The organism is Paracidovorax sp. MALMAid1276 (genome assembly GCF_049198005.1).
Classification (GTDB): domain Bacteria; phylum Pseudomonadota; class Gammaproteobacteria; order Burkholderiales; family Burkholderiaceae_C; genus Acidovorax.
The window spans coordinates 24,978-40,149 of record NZ_JBMIRS010000063.1; the positions used below are offsets into that span (position 1 = coordinate 24,978).

Below are 15,172 nucleotides of genomic sequence, written 5' to 3' on the forward strand. Positions count from 1 at the left end.
TTCACTTGAGGGGCTCCCCGCCCAGGCGCTGGGTGCGTGAGACGAGCAGATTCCAGCCAGAACGCCCCACGGCTCCGATCTGGAAGGGCCGCGGAAGCTGGGACATGTCCAGGCGAAAGCGGAAGTTGACCGTGTGCATCGCGTCTGCCTCTATCGCATCGCTATCTGCGATCTTCCAGCGCGAAATGCGCTGAATGGCACCCAAAGCCTCATCGATATCATCAAAATTCTGACCCAGCGACACCCCCAGGCCACTGTTGGCAAAGGGTGTGGATGAGACGTTGAGCCGCCAGCGGCGGGTCAGCGGCTGGTAGCTGAGTCGGAGATAGCGTGTGGTGCTCGCCACCTGACGGTCCGACCAGTACCAGCGGTCCCGCAGCACCTGGGCTTCGGCCACGAAGAACATGGGGATGCCCTTGTACAGCGCGTCTTCTGCAAGCGCCGGCAAGGTGAATTGCATGGTGGTGCTGAGATACAGGCCGTCCTCGGAAGGGCTCAGGCGCAACTCGCCGACTTCAGGTGGCGCTGCCTCGGCCGCACCGGCCGGCGGCGCCCACAGGATCAGGATCGCGCTGAGCCACGCGGCGAATAGGAGCCAGAGCGCCCCCGGATGAGCCCCAAACGGCTCATTGCAGCGATTTTTGCAACAGTGCGTAAAAGAACCCGTCGTGCTCACCCGTCAGATTGTCCCGGACAGTCCCCGGCTTGTCCGCCTCACCGGGAATTAAATGCCCGGGAGAAGGCAGCAATTGCGCATCACTGTTGTGCGCAAGAAACGATTGCACCTGCGCATCGCCCTCGGCACGGAACACCGAACAGGTGCAGTACAACAGCCGCCCGCCGGGCTGCAGCAACGGCCACAACGCAGCCAGCAGCCGCGCCTGCTGGCCCGCCAACTGGGCGATGTCCGACTCGCGCCGCAGCCAGCGCACGTCCGGGTGGCGGCGCACGATGCCGGACGCAGTGCACGGCGCGTCGAGCAGGATCGCATCAAAAAGACGGCCGCCACACTGCTGGGCCCACCAGTCCTGCGTTTGGGCGGCGTCCGCCACGATCACCTGTGCGCTCAGGCCGAGGCGCTGCAGCGTGTCGCCAATGCGGGCCGCGCGGTTTGGGTCGACTTCCAGCGCCGTCACCTCCAGCGGTGCGCCCGCGCCAGCGAATTCCAGCAAGTGCGCTGTCTTGCCGCCCGGGGCGGCGCAGGCATCCAGCACACGCAACGGTCGGCTCAGGTCCAGTCCCTGCAGCAGCAAGGGTGCGGCCTGCTGGGCGGCGGCGTCCTGCACGGACACCCAGCCCGCTGCAAACCCCGGCAGGCTGTCGACCGGCACGGCCTGCTGCAGCACCAGTCCCACATCACCGATCGGCAATGCTTCTAAATTTATAGCATTCAGCGCTTGCTGGTAAAGCGCTTGGGTCGTTTTTTGTGCATTTATTCGCAGTGTCATTGGCGCCTGGGAGTTGTTGGCGCGCAGCACGCGCTCCCAATGCTCGGGATGGTCCTTGCGCAGTCGCGTGATCCACCAGGCGGGGTGGTTCCAGCGCGCGACCGGGTCGGTGTCGCTGCGGGCAACCAGCGCTTCGCGTTCACGCAAAAAACGGCGCAGGCAGGCGTTGATGAACGACGACTGCTGGCGGGTGGGGGGATGTTTCTTGGCGGCCTCTACCGCCTGGTTCACCAGCGTGAACGGCTCGTAGGGCGCGTCGTCGGGGTTCCAGCACAGGGCCAATGCCGTGCACAGCAGCGCATCTGCCGCCGGTGGCGGGGCGCGCTGCACCAGGCAGCGGCTCAGCGCCTGGGCGCGGCCCGCATGGCGCAATGCCTGAAACAGCAGTGCCTGCACGCCCGGCCGCAGCGGCGCGGGCACCGCGGCCAGCGCCGCCGTGCCCGACTGCCCGCCACGAATGGCCTGCAGGGCACCGCTCACGCCGATGAGCAACTGCCAAAGGGCTGGCGATGCCGCAGCGTGCGCGGAGCTGTCGGGCGCGCGTTCGCCCGGCGCGGACGTGCGCGGCGAACTGGTGGCACGTGGACGCGGTGTGGGTTTCGGGTGTGCGCTCTGTCGCGGTGCACCGTTGGGTGCGGGGGGCCGGGAATTCGAACTCATTGCAAGACCTCCAGCGCGCGGGCGGGCCGAAAGCCAAACACCCGGGCCAGCACATTGGCCGGGAACTGCGCGACAGCGGCGTTGTACTGACCCACGGCATCGTTGAACACGCGGGCGGCCTGCTCGTTCTGCTGCACATGCTCGTCCCAGCGGGTCTGCCACACGCCTTGCGGCGGGGGCGCATCGGTCAGGACGCTCGCGGGGTTACGGCCGGCACTTTGCCAGGTGTCGCGCAACACGCGGCGTGCTGCCGTCAGGGCCGCCACCGCATCCACCGACAGCGGGCGGGCTCGTGCCACGGCCAGGCATGCGCTGAGCTGCGTTGTGGCGCCCTGCAATGCCGCCAGCTCCGCGTCGGTGCCATCCGCCTGCATGCCGCGCTGCACGGCATGGGCGGCGCTGAATTCGCCCAGCAGTGCCACCAAGCGCACCATGTGCGCGTCAAAGCTGCCAAACGACTGCACCACGGCCGAGCGCAGGCGCATGAGCCGGTTGTAGGCGCCGAGCGCCCAGAACAGCACGATGGCGAATGCCATCCAGAAAAGGGGCGATGACCACATGACATGCCGCCGTGGAGCGTGCAGCGCCACGGGCTGAAGAGTTGCACAAGAGCACAGGGACCGAATCGAAAGACAAATCGCGTTCGTTCCATAAAAAAGCGCCCCCGCCTGTCCGGGGACAGGGCGGGGGCGCCAGGGTGCGGAGCATTGCTGCCCGTCGGTGGCTCAGTCGGCAGCTGTGCCGGCGGCGTCCGCACCGGCCGCGACTTCCGCCGCGTCGGTCTGCGCATTCATCTCAGCCGCTTCGGCTTCGGCGATGGCGCGGCGCTCGGCGTCGTCCATGGCGTCCTTGGCCTTGCGTGCCTGGTGGTAAGCCAGACCCGTACCAGCGGGGATCAGGCGACCCACGATGACGTTTTCCTTCAGGCCGCGCAGCTCGTCGCGCTTGCCCATGATGGCCGCCTCGGTGAGCACGCGGGTCGTTTCCTGGAACGACGCGGCCGAGATGAACGAGTCGGTCGACAGCGAGGCCTTCGTGATACCCAGCAGCAGGTTGCTGTAGGTCGCGGGGATCTTGCCCTCGGCCTGCAGTGCCTCGTTGGTGTTGAGGATCTCGGAGCGCTCGACCTGCTCGCCGGCAATGTAGTTCGACTCGCCGACGTTCTCGACCACCACACGGCGCAGCATCTGGCGAACGATCACCTCGATGTGCTTGTCGTTGATCTTCACGCCCTGCAAGCGATACACGTCCTGCACTTCGTCGACGATGTAGCGCGAGAGTTCTTCGATGCCCAAGAGGCGCAGGATGTCTTGCGGATCGGCGGGGCCGTCCACAATCGATTCGCCCTTGTTCACCACCTGGCCTTCGTGCACCAGGATGTTCTTTTCCTTGGGCACGAGTTCTTCGAACACATGGCCTTCGGGGTCGGTGATCTGCAGGCGGACCTTGCCCTTGGTTTCCTTGCCGAACGACACGGTGCCGGTCATTTCGGCCAGCGTGCCCTTGTCCTTCGGCGTGCGGGCTTCGAACAGCTCGGCCACGCGGGGCAGACCGCCGGTAATGTCGCGGGTCTTCTGGCCTTCGACCGGAATGCGCGCTAGCACTTCGCCGGGGCCCACGTCCTGGCCGTCGCGCACCTGGATCAGAGCGCCCACCTGGAAGCCGATGGTCACCGAGTGGTCGGTGCCAGGGATCTTCACTTCGTTGCCCTGGGCGTCGATCAGCTTCACCTGCGGGCGCACGACCTTGGCAGCGCCGCGGCGCTTGGGGTCGATCACCACCAGCGTGGACAGACCGGTCACATCGTCCACCTGCTTGGCAACAGTGAGGCCTTCTTCGACGTTCTCGAACTTGGTCTGACCGGCGAACTCGGTAATGATGGGGCGCGTCAGCGGATCCCAGTTGGCCAGAATGGTGCCAGCCTTGATCTGCTGGTCGGCCTTCACCGTCAGCGTGGCGCCGTAAGGCACCTTGTGGCGTTCGCGCTCGCGGCCGTGCTCGTCATGAATGATGATTTCGCCGGAACGCGCAATCACCACCAACTCGCCCTTGGTGTTGCTCACGTAGCGCATCGTGGCGTTGAAGCCGATCACGCCGTTGGACTTGGCTTCCACGCTGGAGGCGATGGCAGCGCGCGAAGCGGCACCACCGATGTGGAAGGTCCGCATGGTCAGCTGCGTGCCGGGTTCGCCGATGGACTGCGCTGCGATCACACCCACGGCTTCGCCGAGGTTGATCAGGCCGCCGCGGCCCAGGTCGCGGCCATAGCACTTGGCGCACAGGCCGTAGCGGGTCTCGCAGGTCAGCGCAGTGCGCACCTTGACCTCGTCCACGCCGGCAGCTTCCAGCTCTTCGATCAGATCTTCTTCCAGCATGACGCCGGCAGGCACCAGCACCTTGCGGGTTTCCGGGTGCAGCACGTCCTCGGCAGCGGTGCGGCCGAGCACACGGTCGCGCAGCGACTCGATCACTTCACCACCTTCGACGATGGCGCGCATCAGCGAACCGTTGGCGGTTTCGCAGTCTTCCTCGGTCACGACCAGATCCTGCGTCACGTCCACCAGACGGCGCGTCAGGTAACCGGAGTTGGCGGTCTTCAGCGCCGTGTCGGCCAGACCCTTACGGGCACCGTGGGTGGAGATGAAGTACTCCAGCACGTTCAGGCCTTCGCGGAAGTTCGCGGTAATGGGGGTCTCGATGATCGAGCCGTCTGGCTTGGCCATCAGACCCCGCATGCCGGCCACCTGACGGATCTGGGCGGCAGAGCCGCGGGCACCGGAGTCGGCCATCATGTAGATGGAGTTGAAGGACTCCTGATCCACTTCCTTGCCATGGCGGTCGGTGACCTTCTGCTTGGACAGCTGGGCCATCATCACCTTGGACACTTCGTCGCCGGCCTTGCCCCAGATGTCCACCACCTTGTTGTAGCGCTCGCCCGAGGTAACCAGACCGGACACGTACTGCTGCTCGATCTCCTTCACTTCCTTCTCGGAGCGCTCGATGATGCCGACCTTCTGCGGTGGCACCAGCATGTCGTCGATGGCGATGGAGATGCCGGCGCGCGTGGCCAGACGGAAGCCGTTTTGCAGCAGCTTGTCGGCGAACACCACCGTTTCCTTCAGACCGCATTTGCGGAAGGACACGTTGATCAGGCGCGAGATTTCCTTCTTCTTGAGCGCCTTGTTCATGTTGGCGAACGGCAGGCCCTTGGGCAGGATCTCGGACAGCAGCGCGCGGCCCACGGTGGTTTCCACCAGCGAGGTCGAGGGCACGAATTCGCCCGTGGCCTTGTCCTTGGTCCACTCGGTCATGCGCACGGTGATCTTGGCGGCCAGCTCGACTTCGCCGGCGTCCAGGGCACGCTGCACTTCACCGGTGTCGGCAAACACCAGGCCTTCGCCCTTGCCGTTGATGCGGTCACGGGTGGCGTAGTACAGGCCCAGCACCACGTCCTGCGAAGGCACGATGGAGGGTTCGCCCGAAGCGGGGAACAGCACGTTGTTGGAGGCCAGCATCAGCGTGCGGGCTTCCATCTGTGCTTCCACCGACAGCGGCACGTGCACAGCCATCTGGTCACCGTCGAAGTCGGCGTTGAAGGCCGCGCAGACGAGGGGGTGCAGCTGGATGGCCTTGCCTTCGATCAGGATGGGCTCAAAGGCCTGGATACCCAGACGGTGCAGCGTAGGCGCACGGTTGAGCATCACCGGGTGTTCCTTGATGACCTCTTCCAGGATGTCCCACACCACCGGCGTACCGGATTCGACTTCCTTCTTCGCGGCCTTGATCGTCGTCGCGATGCCCATGGCTTCGAGGCGCGAGAAGATGAAGGGCTTGAACAGCTCCAGCGCCATCAGCTTGGGCAGACCGCACTGGTGCAGCTTGAGCGTTGGGCCCACGGTAATCACGGAACGACCCGAGTAGTCCACGCGCTTGCCCAGCAGGTTCTGGCGGAAGCGGCCCGACTTGCCCTTGATCATGTCGGCCAGCGACTTCAGGGCACGCTTGTTGGCGCCCGTCATGGCCTTGCCACGGCGGCCGTTGTCCAGCAGCGAGTCCACCGCCTCCTGCAACATGCGCTTTTCGTTGCGCGCGATGATCTCAGGGGCCTTCAGCTCCAGCAGGCGGCGCAGGCGCGAATTGCGGTTGATGACGCGGCGGTACAGGTCGTTCAGGTCGGACGTGGCGAAGCGGCCACCGTCCAGTGGCACCAGCGGACGCAGGTCCGGAGGCAGCACGGGCAGCACGTCCAGCACCATCCACTCGGGCTTGATGCCGGACTTCTTGAACGCTTCGAGCACCTTGAGGCGCTTGGCGTTCTTCTTGACCTTGACCTCGGAGCCGGTCAGGTCGCCGCGCAGCTTCTCGATCGACAGGTCGATGTCGATGGATTCGAGCAGGTCCTTGATGCCCTCGGCGCCCATCTTGGCGATGAACTCGTCGCCGTATTCCTTGCGCTTGGCGTCATAGTCGTCCTCGGACATGATGCTGAACTTCTTCAGCGGGGTCATGCCGGGGTCGGTCACCACGTAGGCTTCGAAATACAGCACGCGCTCGATGTCGCGCAGCGTCATGTCCAGCACCAGGCCCAGACGCGACGGCAGCGACTTCAGGAACCAGATGTGGGCGCAGGGCGCGGCCAGATCGATGTGGCCCATGCGCTCGCGGCGCACCTTGGTCTGTGTGACTTCAACGCCGCACTTCTCGCAGATCACGCCGCGGTGCTTGAGGCGCTTGTACTTGCCGCACAGGCACTCGTAGTCCTTGATGGGGCCGAAGATCTTGGCGCAGAACAGGCCGTCGCGCTCGGGCTTGAACGTGCGGTAGTTGATGGTCTCGGGCTTCTTCACTTCGCCGAAAGACCACGAGCGGATCTTCTCGGGCGAAGCCATGCCGATCTTGATGGCATCGAAATGCTCATCCGGCGTGAATTGCTTGAACAGGTCGAGTAGCGATTTCATAGTGACTCTTTCCTTTTCTGCTTAGGAGCGTTCCAGCTCGATGTCCAGGCCCAGCGAACGGATTTCCTTGACCAGCACGTTGAACGATTCCGGCATGCCGGCCTCGATGGCGTGTTCGCCCTTGACGATGGATTCGTACACCTTGGTACGGCCCACCACGTCGTCGGACTTCACGGTCAGCATTTCTTGCAGCACATAGGCGGCGCCGTACGCTTCCAGCGCCCACACTTCCATTTCCCCGAAACGCTGGCCACCGAACTGGGCCTTGCCGCCCAGCGGCTGCTGCGTGACGAGCGAGTAAGGACCTGTGGAGCGCGCGTGCATCTTGTCGTCCACCAGATGGTGCAGCTTCAGGTAGTGCATGTAGCCGATGGTCGTGGGGCGCTCGAAACGCTCGCCCGTGCGGCCGTCGTACAGGTAGGCCTGCGTGCGCGACTCGGTCAGGCCCTTGCGGTCCTTGATGTCGTCGGGGTACGCCAGCTTCAGCATGTCCTTGATTTCTTCTTCCGAAGCACCATCGAACACCGGGGTGGCATAGGGCACGCCCGTGGAGAGGTTGGCGGCCATGGACAGCAGGTCTTCATCGCTCAGCTGCGACAGGTCCTCGGTGCGGCCACGGGAGTTGTAGACCTCTTCCAGGAACTTGCGCACTTCAGCCGCCTTGGCCTGCTCGCGCAGCATGTCGCCGATGCGCTGGCCGATGCCCTTGCCGGCCCAGCCCAGGTGGACTTCCAGCACCTGGCCGATGTTCATCCGCGAAGGCACGCCCAGCGGGTTCAGAACGATGTCGGCAGGCGTGCCGTCGGCCATGTAGGGCATGTCTTCGACCGGAACGATCTTGGAGACCACACCCTTGTTACCGTGGCGGCCGGCCATCTTGTCACCAGGCTGCAGACGGCGCTTGACGGCCAGGTACACCTTGACCATCTTGAGCACGCCCGCTGGCAGCTCGTCGCCTTGCGTAAGCTTCTTGCGCTTTTCTTCAAAGGCCAGGTCGAAGCTGTGGCGCGTCTGCTCCAGCGCGTTCTTGATGGATTCGAGCTGGGTGGCCACTTCGTCTTCGGCAGGACGGATGTCGAACCAGTGGAATTTCTCCACCGACGACAGGTACGCCTTGTCGAGCTTGGTGCCCTTGGCCAGCTTTTGCGGGCCACCATTGGCCACGCGGCCGGTCAGCAGCTTTTCGATACGGTCGAACGCGTCGGCTTCCACGATGCGCAGCTGGTCGTTCAGGTCCAGACGGAAGCGCTTGAGTTCATCGTCGATGATCTGCTGGGCGCGCTTGTCGCGCTGGATGCCTTCGCGGGTGAACACCTGCACGTCGATCACAGTGCCCGACGAGCCCTGGTCCACGCGCAGCGAGGTGTCCTTCACATCCGAAGCCTTCTCACCGAAGATGGCGCGCAGCAGCTTCTCTTCAGGGGTGAGCGTGGTTTCACCCTTGGGCGTGACCTTGCCGACCAGCGTGTCGCCGGGCTGCACTTCGGCGCCCACATAGATGATGCCGGACTCGTCCAGACGGTTCAGCTGCTGTTCCGACAGGTTCGGAATGTCGCGCGTGATTTCTTCGGCGCCCAGCTTGGTATCACGGGCCATCACCACCAGTTCCTCGATGTGGATCGAGGTGTAGCGGTCTTCGGCCACCACGCGTTCGGAGATCAGGATCGAGTCTTCGAAGTTGTAGCCGTTCCAGGGCATGAAGGCGATCAGCATGTTCTGGCCAATGGCGATTTCGCCAAAGTCCGTCGATGCGCCGTCGGCGATCACGTCACCCTTCACCAGCTTGTCGCCCTTTTGGACGATGGGGCGCTGGTGGATGTTGGTGTTCTGGTTGGAGCGCTGGTACTTGATGAGGTTGTAGATGTCCACACCCACTTCACCGGCCACGGCTTCGGCGTCGTTCACGCGCACCACGATGCGGGTCGCGTCGACGTAGTCCACCACACCGCCACGGTTGGCCGTGACCACGGTGCCGGAGTCGACGGCGGCCACACGCTCGATGCCCGTGCCCACCAAGGGCTTCTCGGGGCGCAGCACGGGCACGGCTTGGCGCGACATGTTGGCGCCCATCAGCGCGCGGTTCGCGTCATCGTGCTCCAGGAATGGCACGAGCGATGCAGCCACCGACACGATCTGCGCAGGCGACACGTCCATGTACTGCACGCGGTCTGCGCCGCACAGGATGGATTCACCCTTTTCACGGGCAGACACCAGCTCGCCCGTCAGGCGGCCATCCTTGTCGAGCACGGCATTGGCCTGGGCGATCACATACTTGCCTTCTTCGATGGCCGAGAGGTAGTCGATGTCGTTGGTCACCTGGCCGTCCACCACGCGGCGGTACGGGGTTTCGATGAAACCGTACTCGTTCAAACGCGCGTACAGCGCCAGCGAGTTGATCAGACCGATGTTCGGGCCTTCAGGCGTTTCGATAGGGCAGACGCGGCCATAGTGGGTCACGTGCACGTCGCGCACTTCGAAGCCGGCACGTTCGCGGGTCAGACCGCCTGGGCCCAGGGCCGACACGCGGCGCTTGTGGGTGATTTCGGCCAGCGGGTTGGTCTGGTCCATGAACTGCGACAGCTGCGACGCACCGAAGAATTCCTTCAGGGCGGCCGAGATCGGCTTGCTGTTGATCAGATCGTGCGGCATCAGCGGCTCTTGCTCGGCCTGGCCCAAACGCTCCTTCACGGCCTTTTCGATACGTGCGAGACCGGTGCGGTACTGGTTCTCGGCCAGTTCGCCCACGCAGCGCACGCGGCGATTGCCCAAGTGGTCGATGTCATCGACTTCGCCGTTGCCGTTGCGCAGGTCCACCAGGATCTTGACCACAGCCAGGATGTCTTCGTTGGACAGCACCATGGGGCCGGTGGATTCGTCGCGGCCGATCTTGGCGTTGAACTTCATGCGGCCCACGCGCGACAGATCGTACGTGTCGGGGTTGTAGAACAGGCGCTGGAACAGGGCCTGCACAGCGTCTTCCGTCGGCGGCTCGCCGGGGCGCATCATGCGGTAGATGGCCACGCGCGCGGCAAACTCGTCCACGGTCTCGTCGATGCGCAGGGTCTGCGAGATGTAGGCGCCCTGGTCGAGTTCGTTGGTGTAGATGACCTGCAGGTCTTGCACACCGGCGGAACGCAGCTTCTTGAGCAGCGCTTCGGTCAGTTCTTCGTTGGCCTTGGCAACGATTTCGCCGGTATCGGCGTCGACGATGTTCTTGGCGACCACACGGCCGATCAGGAAATCTTCGGGCACGCTGATGTGCGTGGTGCCGGACTGCTCCAGTTCGCGCGTGTGGCGGGCGGTGATGCGCTTGTCCTTGGCAACGACGACCTTGCCCGACTTGTCGGTGATGTCGAAACGTGCCACTTCACCCTTCAGGCGCTCGGGCACGAATTCCATCTGCGCGCCGCTGTCCATCAGGCGGAAGTTGTCGTTGACGAAGAAGTTCGCCAGGATCGACTCCGGATTCAGGCCGATGGCCTTCAGCAGAATGGTGACCGGCATCTTGCGGCGACGGTCCACACGGAAGTACAGGATGTCCTTAGGGTCGAATTCGAAGTCGAGCCAGGAGCCGCGGTAAGGAATGATGCGGGCCGAGAAGAGCAGCTTGCCCGAACTATGGGTCTTGCCCTTGTCGTGCTCGAAGAACACGCCTGGCGAGCGGTGCAGCTGCGAGACGATCACGCGCTCGGTGCCGTTGATGATGAACGAGCCCTTGTCGGTCATGAGGGGCACTTCGCCCATGTAGACCTCTTGCTCCTTCACTTCCTTGACGACCTTGGACTGCGAAGTGGATGACTCGCGGTCATAGATGATCAGCTGCACCTTGGCGCGCACGGCCGAGGCGAAGGTGAGGCCACGGGTCTGGCACTCACGCACGTCGAACGCAGGCTTGGCCAGGTTGTACTCAATGAACTTCATCTCCACAAAACCGTTGTGGGAGACGATGGGGAACGCGGCGTCGAACGCAGCCTGAAGGCCTTCGATGGTTCTTTTCTGGGGTGCTTTATCTGCCTGCAGGAAAGCGGTGTAAGCATCCTTCTGCATCTGCAGCAGATAAGGAACTTCGAGCACGCTGTCGCGGGTGCCGAAACTTTTGCGGATTCGCTTGCGTTCGGTATAGGAATAGGCCATGAGATCTCCGGGCAAAGACATGGAATGCGGTCTTCGACGACTGCCCCCGCAAGAAGCGCGTTTCTTGCGGGCTTGGCGGTTGGCCACTACCAACCATGGCGGACGGTGATGCGTTGCACATCACCCGAACCAAGGCATCTTCTGCTGTCGGGTTGGACAGAAGACACTTGAAAATCGAGAGGACTTTCAGGTGTACTCTGAAAGCGCCAAAGGCTGGAGGCCCTTTGGGAGCCTCCAGCCCTTGCGCAAAGCCGAATTACTTGAGTTCGGCCTTGGCGCCAGCTTCCACCAGCTTCTTGACGGCTGCTTCGGCGTCGGCCTTGGCAATGCCTTCCTTGACGTTCTTGGGAGCGCCGTCCACCAGATCCTTGGCTTCCTTGAGGCCCAGGCCGGTGATTTCGCGCACTGCCTTGATGACGGACACCTTGTTGGCGCCAGCATCGGTCAGCACCACGTTGAATTCCGTCTTTTCTTCAGCAGCTGCAGCAGCGCCACCGCCGCCGCCGGCAGCAGGAGCGGCCATGGCTGCAGCGCTCACGCCAAACTTCTCTTCAATGGCCTTCACCAGGTCATTGAGTTCCAGGACCGTCATGCTGTCCAGAGCGGTCAAGAATGCGTCTTTATCGAATGCCATTTTGATTTCCTAACAATTGGTTCAGAGGGGGGACGTCCGCAAAACTGCCTCAGGCAGCTGCAGGTTCGCCTTCGCCTTTTTTGGCCGCCAGGGCACCCAGCACCACGGCGGTACGGGACATTGGCGACATCAGCAAGCCACACAGCTGGGCCAGCAGCACTTCCTTGGAAGGGATGTTGGCCAGTTGCTTCACGCCGTTCACGTCCAGGGCCTTGCCACCGAAAGCGCCACCGCGAATCACCAACTTGTCGTTGGTCTTCGCGAAATCGGCCACCACCTTGGCGGCGGCCACAGCGTCTTCGGAGAAGCCGTAGATCAGAGGACCGGTCATCTGGTCGGCCACCACGTCAAACTGGCTGCCAGCCACAGCACGGCGGGCCAGGGTGTTCTTCAGAACACTCAGGCTCACGCCCTTGCTGCGGGCGTCAACGCGCAGTTTGGTCATGTCGGCGACCGTGATGCCGCGGTATTCCGCGATCACAAGCGTTTGAGCTTTTGCGGCGAGGCTGGTCACTTCATTGATGACCGCTTCTTTCTCACTGCGATTAAGACTCAAGGTCTACTCCTTAAAATGCGCACTCGGCGATGGCCTCGTGCGCGCTCTTGTTGCAGCGACCAACTGTTTGAGGAAAATTTTCCATCTGCAGCGGGATCGCCATCTGCGTTGGCACCCAACCCGGGTTTATGCGCGACCGACTCGCACACCAACGGTCTTGGATGGCCCGGGGTAGCGCAAGCAGCCCCGGCCCACCACATCAGGCCCACCCGAAGGGAAGCCCGAAGATTTCTTGCAATTACGCCGAGATGGATTGCGTGTCCACGCGGACACCCAGGCCCATCGTGGAGGACACAGCCACCTTGCGCAGGTACAGGCCCTTGCTGGTCGCAGGCTTGGCCTTGTTCAGGGCTTCGATCAGCGCAGCCAGGTTGCCTTGCAGCTTCTCGTTGTCGAACGAACGGCGACCGATCGTGCTGTGCACGATACCGGCCTTGTCCACGCGGAACTGCACTTGACCCGCCTTGGCGTTCTTCACAGCCGTAGCGACGTCAGGCGTTACGGTGCCCACCTTGGGGTTGGGCATCAGGCCGCGCGGGCCCAGGATCTGGCCCAGCGTACCGACGACGCGCATCGCGTCAGGGGCGGCGATCACCACGTCGAAAGGCATGTCACCGGCCTTGACCTGTGCGGCCAGGTCGTCCATGCCCACCACGTCGGCGCCGGCAGCCTTGGCTTCTTCGGCCTTGGCGCCTTGGGCGAACACGGCCACGCGGGTCGTCTTGCCAGTACCGTTGGGCAGCACCACGGCGCCACGAACCACCTGGTCGGACTTCTTGGCATCGATGCCCAGTTGAACGGCCACGTCGATGGATTCGTCGAACTTGGCCGTAGCGGCTTCCTTCACGATCGCCACCGCGTCGGCGAATGCGTACAGCTTGGTGCTGTCAACCTTGCCTTGCAGGGCTTTTTGCTTCTTGGTCAGCTTGGCCATCTTACAAACCCTCCACCGTCACACCCATCGAGCGGGCGGAGCCAGCCAGCGTGCGCACAGCGGCGTCGACGTTGGCAGCGTTCATGTCCTTCAGCTTGGTTTTGGCGATTTCTTCGAGCTGTTCGCGCGTGATCTTGCCGACCTTTGTCTTGAGAGCGTTCGAGGAACCCTTCTCGAGCTTGATGGCCTTCTTGATCAGGGTCGTCGCGGGCGGCGTCTTGATGATGAAGGTAAAGCTCTTGTCTGCAAAAGCCGTGATGACCACGGGCAGTGGCAGGCCTGGCTCGACACCTTGGGTCTGCGCATTGAATGCCTTGCAGAACTCCATGATGTTGAGGCCACGCTGGCCCAGTGCAGGACCGATGGGTGGGGATGGGTTGGCCTTACCAGCTGGAACTTGCAGCTTGATGAAGCCGACGATTTTCTTCGCCATGCTTTACTCCTTGCGGGTGATGACGCCCAGGCCTTGCGGCTTGAGCTCCCCGGGGTTAACGACTCACAACACTTTCATCCGCACCGAGCCGAAAGGTGCGGCATCCAAAAATGAATGGCAGGCTCAGGTCTTCTCGACCTGGCCAAACTCGAGCTCCACCGGGGTGGAACGGCCGAAGATCATGACGGACACCCGTACACGGCTCTTCTCGTAGTTCACCTCTTCGACGGAACCGTTGAAGTCTGTAAAAGGGCCTTCCTTGACACGAACCAGCTCGCCCACCATGAACTCGATCTTGTGGCGCGGCTTGTCCGTGCCTTCCTGCATCTGGCTGACGATCTTCTGCACTTCGTCTTCCGAGATGGGGGCGGGACGGTTCTTGGCACCGCCCACAAAACCCGTGACCTTGTTGGTGTGCTTCACCAAGTGCCAAGTGTCGTCGTCCATGACCATTTCGACGAAGACATAACCAGGGAACAGGCGGCGCTCGGTGGTCTTGCGCTGGCCGTTCTTCATCTCCACGACCTCTTCGGTCGGCACGAGAATGCGGCCGAACTTGTCCTGCATGCCGGAGCGGCTGATGCGCTCCTGGATGTTGCGCTCGACCGCCTTCTCCATGCCTGAGTAGGCATGGACGATGTACCAGCGCAGATCAGGATTGGCCGACGCAGAAGCGCCCGCAGGAGCCTCGGCTCCGTTGATATCTGCTGTGGTTGTCATCATTTTCTCCAACCCAGAATCAGGTCATACAAAACCCATTCCAGTGTTTTATCGGTAAACCACAAAAACAACGCCATGACCACCACAAAGGCAAACACATAGGCCGTCATCTGCAGCGTTTCCTTGCGGGTGGGCCAGACGACCTTCTTCACCTCACGCCATGCATCCTTGGCAAACGCCACAAACTGGCGCCCCGATTCCGAGACAAGGAACACACCTGCCGCTGCCAGCAATCCGACAACGAGCACAGCCCATTGCACATAGACACCCTGCTTCGCCAACAGATAAAAACCTGCGACCGATGCAATGACCAGGGCCACCACCGCAGCGAGCTTCGCCTTGTCCGCGCCCGTATTGACTGTTTCGACCTGTGAGGTGGCCATTTTTGAGTAGTTCCTGCTTGCAATTCACGGCGCCGCTTAAGACACCGAAGCCCGCCAGGGTCTGGCGGGCTTTTTGGAGGCCACTTTCAAGTGGCAGGGGCAGTAGGAATCGAACCTACAACCTTCGGTTTTGGAGACCGACGCTCTGCCAATTGAGCTATACCCCTACAACGATCAATTAAGCAATGATCTTGGCCACGACGCCAGCGCCCACGGTGCGGCCGCCTTCGCGGATAGCGAAGCGCAGACCTTCTTCCATGGCGATGGGGTTGATCAGCTTCACGGTGATCGACACGTTGTCGCCAGGCATGA

At 62.7% G+C, this 15,172-nt stretch carries 11 protein-coding genes, 1 tRNA gene and 1 pseudogene; all 13 read right to left on the bottom strand.

What is annotated here, in order from left to right; all coding sequences use genetic code 11:
- Position 1: 1 nt before the first annotated feature.
- On the bottom strand, positions 2 to 568 hold the full coding sequence (locus ACOQFS_RS03820; RefSeq protein WP_421561634.1) for a DUF4390 domain-containing protein: 567 nt from the start codon (positions 566 to 568) through the stop codon (positions 2 to 4).
- Positions 569 to 626: 58 nt separating this feature from the next.
- Positions 627 to 2,108 (bottom strand): 16S rRNA (cytosine(967)-C(5))-methyltransferase RsmB, encoded by a 1,482-nt coding sequence (gene rsmB / locus ACOQFS_RS03825; RefSeq protein WP_421561625.1) that lies wholly within the window; start codon positions 2,106 to 2,108, stop codon positions 627 to 629.
- Entirely contained in the window at positions 2,105 to 2,668 is a 564-nt protein-coding gene (locus ACOQFS_RS03830; RefSeq protein WP_421561626.1) for a LemA family protein, read from the bottom strand. Before ACOQFS_RS03830 ends, rsmB begins: the two co-directional genes overlap by 4 nt.
- 165 nt (positions 2,669 to 2,833) lie before the next feature.
- Positions 2,834 to 7,066: a DNA-directed RNA polymerase subunit beta' gene (gene rpoC / locus ACOQFS_RS03835; protein ID WP_421561627.1), complete on the bottom strand. Its 4,233-nt coding sequence runs from the start codon at positions 7,064 to 7,066 to the stop codon at positions 2,834 to 2,836.
- A gap of 21 nt (positions 7,067 to 7,087) precedes the next feature.
- On the bottom strand, positions 7,088 to 11,200 hold the full coding sequence (gene rpoB, locus ACOQFS_RS03840; protein WP_421561628.1) for a DNA-directed RNA polymerase subunit beta: 4,113 nt from the start codon (positions 11,198 to 11,200) through the stop codon (positions 7,088 to 7,090).
- Between the two features lie 256 nt (positions 11,201 to 11,456).
- The gene (gene rplL, locus ACOQFS_RS03845) at positions 11,457 to 11,834 is read right to left on the bottom strand and encodes a 50S ribosomal protein L7/L12 (protein ID WP_184859290.1); all 378 of its coding nucleotides are present in this window, start codon (positions 11,832 to 11,834) and stop codon (positions 11,457 to 11,459) included.
- 49 nt (positions 11,835 to 11,883) lie between these two features.
- The gene (gene rplJ / locus ACOQFS_RS03850; protein ID WP_421561629.1) at positions 11,884 to 12,390 is read right to left on the bottom strand and encodes a 50S ribosomal protein L10; all 507 of its coding nucleotides are present in this window, start codon (positions 12,388 to 12,390) and stop codon (positions 11,884 to 11,886) included.
- Between the two features lie 238 nt (positions 12,391 to 12,628).
- Entirely contained in the window at positions 12,629 to 13,324 is a 696-nt protein-coding gene (gene rplA / locus ACOQFS_RS03855) for a 50S ribosomal protein L1 (protein WP_421561630.1), read from the bottom strand.
- A 1-nt stretch (position 13,325) separates the two neighbouring features.
- Complete coding sequence (rplK, locus tag ACOQFS_RS03860) at positions 13,326 to 13,757, bottom strand: 50S ribosomal protein L11 (protein WP_142149034.1); 432 nt, start codon at positions 13,755 to 13,757, stop codon at positions 13,326 to 13,328.
- 123 nt (positions 13,758 to 13,880) lie between these two features.
- Positions 13,881 to 14,477, bottom strand: coding sequence for a transcription termination/antitermination protein NusG (gene nusG / locus ACOQFS_RS03865; RefSeq protein WP_421561631.1), 597 nt, complete (start codon positions 14,475 to 14,477; stop codon positions 13,881 to 13,883).
- Positions 14,477 to 14,860, bottom strand: coding sequence for a preprotein translocase subunit SecE (gene secE / locus ACOQFS_RS03870; protein WP_421561632.1), 384 nt, complete (start codon positions 14,858 to 14,860; stop codon positions 14,477 to 14,479). Before secE ends, nusG begins: the two co-directional genes overlap by 1 nt.
- A gap of 91 nt (positions 14,861 to 14,951) precedes the next feature.
- A tRNA-Trp gene (locus ACOQFS_RS03875) sits at positions 14,952 to 15,027 on the bottom strand.
- Positions 15,028 to 15,038: 11 nt separating this feature from the next.
- Positions 15,039 to 15,172 (bottom strand): annotated as a pseudogene (locus ACOQFS_RS03880) (elongation factor Tu); the annotation flags it as partial.

Coding starts and splice junctions, on each gene's coding strand:
- rsmB (WP_421561625.1), bottom strand. CDS start 2,108: ATGAGTTCGAATTCCCGGCCCCCCGCACCCAACGGTGCACCGCGACAG.
- ACOQFS_RS03830 (WP_421561626.1), bottom strand. CDS start 2,668: ATGTGGTCATCGCCCCTTTTCTGGATGGCATTCGCCATCGTGCTGTTC.
- rpoC (WP_421561627.1), bottom strand. CDS start 7,066: ATGAAATCGCTACTCGACCTGTTCAAGCAATTCACGCCGGATGAGCAT.
- rpoB (WP_421561628.1), bottom strand. CDS start 11,200: ATGGCCTATTCCTATACCGAACGCAAGCGAATCCGCAAAAGTTTCGGC.
- rplL (WP_184859290.1), bottom strand. CDS start 11,834: ATGGCATTCGATAAAGACGCATTCTTGACCGCTCTGGACAGCATGACG.
- rplA (WP_421561630.1), bottom strand. CDS start 13,324: ATGGCCAAGCTGACCAAGAAGCAAAAAGCCCTGCAAGGCAAGGTTGAC.
- rplK (WP_142149034.1), bottom strand. CDS start 13,757: ATGGCGAAGAAAATCGTCGGCTTCATCAAGCTGCAAGTTCCAGCTGGT.
- nusG (WP_421561631.1), bottom strand. CDS start 14,477: ATGACAACCACAGCAGATATCAACGGAGCCGAGGCTCCTGCGGGCGCT.
- secE (WP_421561632.1), bottom strand. CDS start 14,860: ATGGCCACCTCACAGGTCGAAACAGTCAATACGGGCGCGGACAAGGCG.